The following is a 3,549-nucleotide window of genomic DNA, read 5'->3' as shown; positions in this document are numbered from 1 at the left end:
GCCAAGCTTTTCTGGTCGGAACCCCCTAAGCCGAGTTTTCAAGGTGCTGCGCCGTCCACTTGGTTTTCGAGACTGGCCTTTTAATTCTAACGTAAAGCCAACCTAGAACGGCGGGGTTTCAGACCCAAAATTTCCGATGATACTACCATGATCATTATTTCTAGGGAGACAGGGAAAGTTTAATAACTTGTTCCCTGTGTCTCTACCCTAGAACCAGTTTGATAATTGTCTTCTACTCAAAGTCTTTGCGTCCGGGGTTACGGGTAGGATCGCCGGAAAGGAAGCCAAAGATAAAAAGTAAGACAAAGAAGGAAACAACGATATAAACGGCGATTTTTAGGGTTAACATTACTAAGACGTTCTCCTTAGACTAGATTAATTCAATAACAGGGGTGAGCATACCTTGACCTACTTTACCCTATTTGAGTGATCCCTGAACAGAGAAAAGCGATCGGTCTTCAGTCGTCAGCCTACTGTTTACTGGGTACTGATCACTGAAAATACGACTAAATAGCCTATTTTTAGCTAATTTATGAATAATATCGGTAAATTGTATGTGGTGGGAACGCCGATCGGTAATTTAGACGATCTGACTTTCCGGTCCCTGGCAACTCTCAAAAAAGTCTCTCTAATTGCTGCCGAAGATACCAGACACACTGGCAAATTATTGCAGCATTTTGATATTCCAACCCCTCAAATTAGTTACCACGAACATAATCGTCTTTCCCGTCTCGATGAGTTATTAAATATTCTCAGCCAAGGTCAGGATATCGCCTTGGTTACTGATGCGGGAATGCCGGGGATTTCTGACCCGGGTTATGAGTTAATTAAAGCTTGTATAGAAGCTAAGATCGAAGTGGTTCCCATCCCCGGAGTAACGGCGGTAATTACTGCTTTAGCGGTGTCGGGATTACCCACGGAAAGATTCTGTTTTGAAGGATTTCTTCCTGGTAAGGAAAAGCTGAGACAAGAGTGCTTAGAGAGTTTAAAAACTGAAACGAGAACGATGGTTTTTTATGAAGCTCCTCACAAACTTATTAAGACTTTGGAGGATTTACGAGAAACTTTCGGCCCAACGAGAAAGATAGTTTTAGGTCGGGAATTAACCAAGCTTTACGAAGAAATTTGGCGAGGAACTGTCGCCGAGGCGATTAATTTATATCGAGAGAATAAAACTCCTAAAGGGGAATTTACAATCGTAGTTATGGGCAACGATCAGTTCGATACTATCCAATTATCCGACGAGGAATTAAAACGGGAATTAAAACAAATTATCGAAGGAGGAGTTAATCGATCGCAAGCCAGCAGACAATTAGCACAGGTTACTAATTTGTCCCGCAGTCGTTTATATAAATTAGCCTTAGAAATTTGATGATTATCAATTTTTATTCCCACCGCTAACCCTCGATTACTTAGCTGATTGAAGTAACAAAATTCCCCCGGCAGTTAATCCTAAAATATTGGGCAACCAAGCGGCCATCAAGGGGGTTAAAACTCCGCCAATGCCTAAGGAACTGGTGACAAAAGATAGGAGATAATAGGAGAAAATTAGGACAATACAAATACCGAAACTGGTGGCTTTATTAGAATTTTGGGGACGTAATCCCAAGGCTGCCCCAATCATCCCAAAAACTAAACAAACAAAGGGTAAAGATATTTTCTGCTCGATTTGAACCTGTAGTTTTCTAATTTTGGTAGGATTGCCGCTTAATTGCAGTATTTTTAGGTATTCCTGCGCTTGTCTCAGGGTCATTTCTGAACCATCTCGGCCTCGAAAAGCTAAATCTAACGGGGTACGCGGTAGGGCTAATTGTTGATGTTGAAAGCGGACAATATTACGATAGGAACCATTAGGATCAATTAGATAAATTGTGCCGTTATAAAAATCCCAGATATTTTTTTCAATATTCCAAGAAGCTGATTCTGAGGTAATAATTTGATTAACTTCCGGTTGGGTGCGATCGAGAATGGTTAAACCTAGCATCTCTTGACCGTTAAATCTTTCGGCATAAAATAACCTTCTTAATACCGTTTGGGGTTCCCCTCCATCCGGTTGCCGCACTTTGCCGTATTCAGGATAAATAATATTATCTTCAATAAAAGATTTGCGATTTGGTCGCAGAGCTTTGGTCATGGTAGCATTAGCTTCATAACTGGCAGCCGGAGCCACATAATCATTAAAAACGTAGGTTAATCCCGTCACTATTAAACTTAGCACAATGGCGGGAATTATTAGGCGATAAACACTAATTCCAATACTTTTCAAAGCAATTAATTCGCTATCACTGGCTAAACGACTGTAGGCCATTAAAGCCGCTAAAAGTATCGACATGGGAAAGGCTAAAACGATAAACTCTGGCATTTTTAATAAGAGAATTTTTAAGGCCAAAGCAAAAGGTAAACCCGATTCAGTAATCCGTCGCACTAAATCAAATAAAGTACCGATCGCCACTCCCAAAGAAGTGAATAAACCCATACCAAATAAAAAGGGCAATAATAACTCGACAAAAATATAGCGGTCTAAGATGCTAAATCCGGGTATTCTACTTAAATTTCCTTGCCAATTGCCAACTTTCATGATATAACTGATGCAGCGATTTTTATTAATAACAATTATCGGAAAAAATTATCACCCAAATAATACTGACGCACCAGAGGATTATTATAAAGTTCTTCGCCACTTCCCGCCGCTAAAATCTGCCCTTCGCGCATAATATAAGCCCGATTAGTGATAGCCAAAGTTTCTCGCACATTGTGATCGGTAATTAAAATTCCCATCTGACGCTCCCTTAAACCGGCGATCATCGCTTGAATCTCGGACACGGCGATCGGATCCACCCCGGCGAAAGGTTCATCTAATAATAAAAATCTCGGTCCGTTGACTCCCACCGCTAAAGCGCGAGCTAATTCCGTCCTTCTTCTTTCTCCTCCGGAAACGTAGGCTCCTTTAGTGCGAACAATCTTATCGAGGCGAAATTCTTTTAATAAATCATAGAGACGATTTGCCCGTTGGGAAAAGGGAACCCCCGACTGTTCTAGGGCTAACTGAATATTTTCTGATACAGTTAAATAACGAAAAATACTGGCCTGCTGCGTCAGATAGCCAATACCCAGACGCGCCCTTTGATTAAGGGGTAATTTGGTAATTTCTTTTTGATCGAGCCAAACGCGCCCTTGATTCGGTTTAATTAATCCCGTGGCGATATAAAAAGTTGTGGTTTTCCCCGCACCATTTGGTCCCAATAACCCGACAATTTCCCCCGGGGCAACAGTAATACTCACCCGGTTAACCACGAGCCTTTTACCGTAGGATTTATGGATATTTTCTAATACTAAAGTCATCTTTATCCGGTGTTGGGGTGTGGGGTGTGGGGTGTGGGGTGTGGGGTGTAGGGTGTGGGGTGTGGGGTGTAGGGTGTAGGGTGTGGGGTGTGGGGTGTGGGGTGTAGGGTGTAGGGTGTAGGGTGTAGGGTGTGGGGTGTGGAAAGAATAAATAAAAATAATCTCCTGTCTCCTGAATACTGTCTCCTGAATACTGTCTCCTGAATA

The 3,549-nt window shown here is 42.0% G+C and carries 4 protein-coding genes; 1 reads left to right on the top strand and 3 read right to left on the bottom strand.

The features are described 5' to 3' along the window. Positions 1-232: 232 nt before the first annotated feature. Positions 233-349 (bottom strand): photosystem II reaction center protein I, encoded by a 117-nt coding sequence (locus O9295_RS09570; RefSeq protein ID WP_002732356.1) that lies wholly within the window; start codon positions 347-349, stop codon positions 233-235. Positions 350-532: 183 nt separating this feature from the next. Here O9295_RS09570 and rsmI point away from each other — a divergent pair, with 183 nt between their 5' ends. Next, positions 533-1,372: a 16S rRNA (cytidine(1402)-2'-O)-methyltransferase gene (gene rsmI, locus O9295_RS09565; protein ID WP_288032800.1), complete on the top strand. Its 840-nt coding sequence runs from the start codon at positions 533-535 to the stop codon at positions 1,370-1,372. A gap of 36 nt (positions 1,373-1,408) precedes the next feature. On the opposite strand, the gene O9295_RS09560 is transcribed toward rsmI, so the two are convergent. Further along, entirely contained in the window at positions 1,409-2,578 is a 1,170-nt protein-coding gene (locus O9295_RS09560) for an LptF/LptG family permease (protein ID WP_288032799.1), read from the bottom strand. Between the two features lie 35 nt (positions 2,579-2,613). Further along, entirely contained in the window at positions 2,614-3,342 is a 729-nt protein-coding gene (gene lptB / locus O9295_RS09555; RefSeq protein ID WP_061432734.1) for an LPS export ABC transporter ATP-binding protein, read from the bottom strand. Between the last annotated feature and the right edge of the window lie 207 nt (positions 3,343-3,549).

It is taken from the genome of Microcystis sp. LE18-22.4A (genome assembly GCF_027531105.1).
GTDB lineage: Bacteria > Cyanobacteriota > Cyanobacteriia > Cyanobacteriales > Microcystaceae > Microcystis > Microcystis aeruginosa.
Note: the sequence above shows the minus strand (reverse complement) of the source record. Positions and strands in the feature narration are given on the sequence as shown.

What these genes read in the sequence shown, in the direction of transcription:
- lptB (WP_061432734.1), bottom strand. Translation starts at nt 3,342, where the DNA reads ATGACTTTAGTATTAGAAAATATCCATAAATCCTACGGTAAAAGGCTC.
- rsmI (WP_288032800.1), top strand. Translation starts at nt 533, where the DNA reads ATGAATAATATCGGTAAATTGTATGTGGTGGGAACGCCGATCGGTAAT.
- O9295_RS09560 (WP_288032799.1), bottom strand. Translation starts at nt 2,578, where the DNA reads ATGAAAGTTGGCAATTGGCAAGGAAATTTAAGTAGAATACCCGGATTT.
- O9295_RS09570 (WP_002732356.1), bottom strand. Translation starts at nt 349, where the DNA reads ATGTTAACCCTAAAAATCGCCGTTTATATCGTTGTTTCCTTCTTTGTC.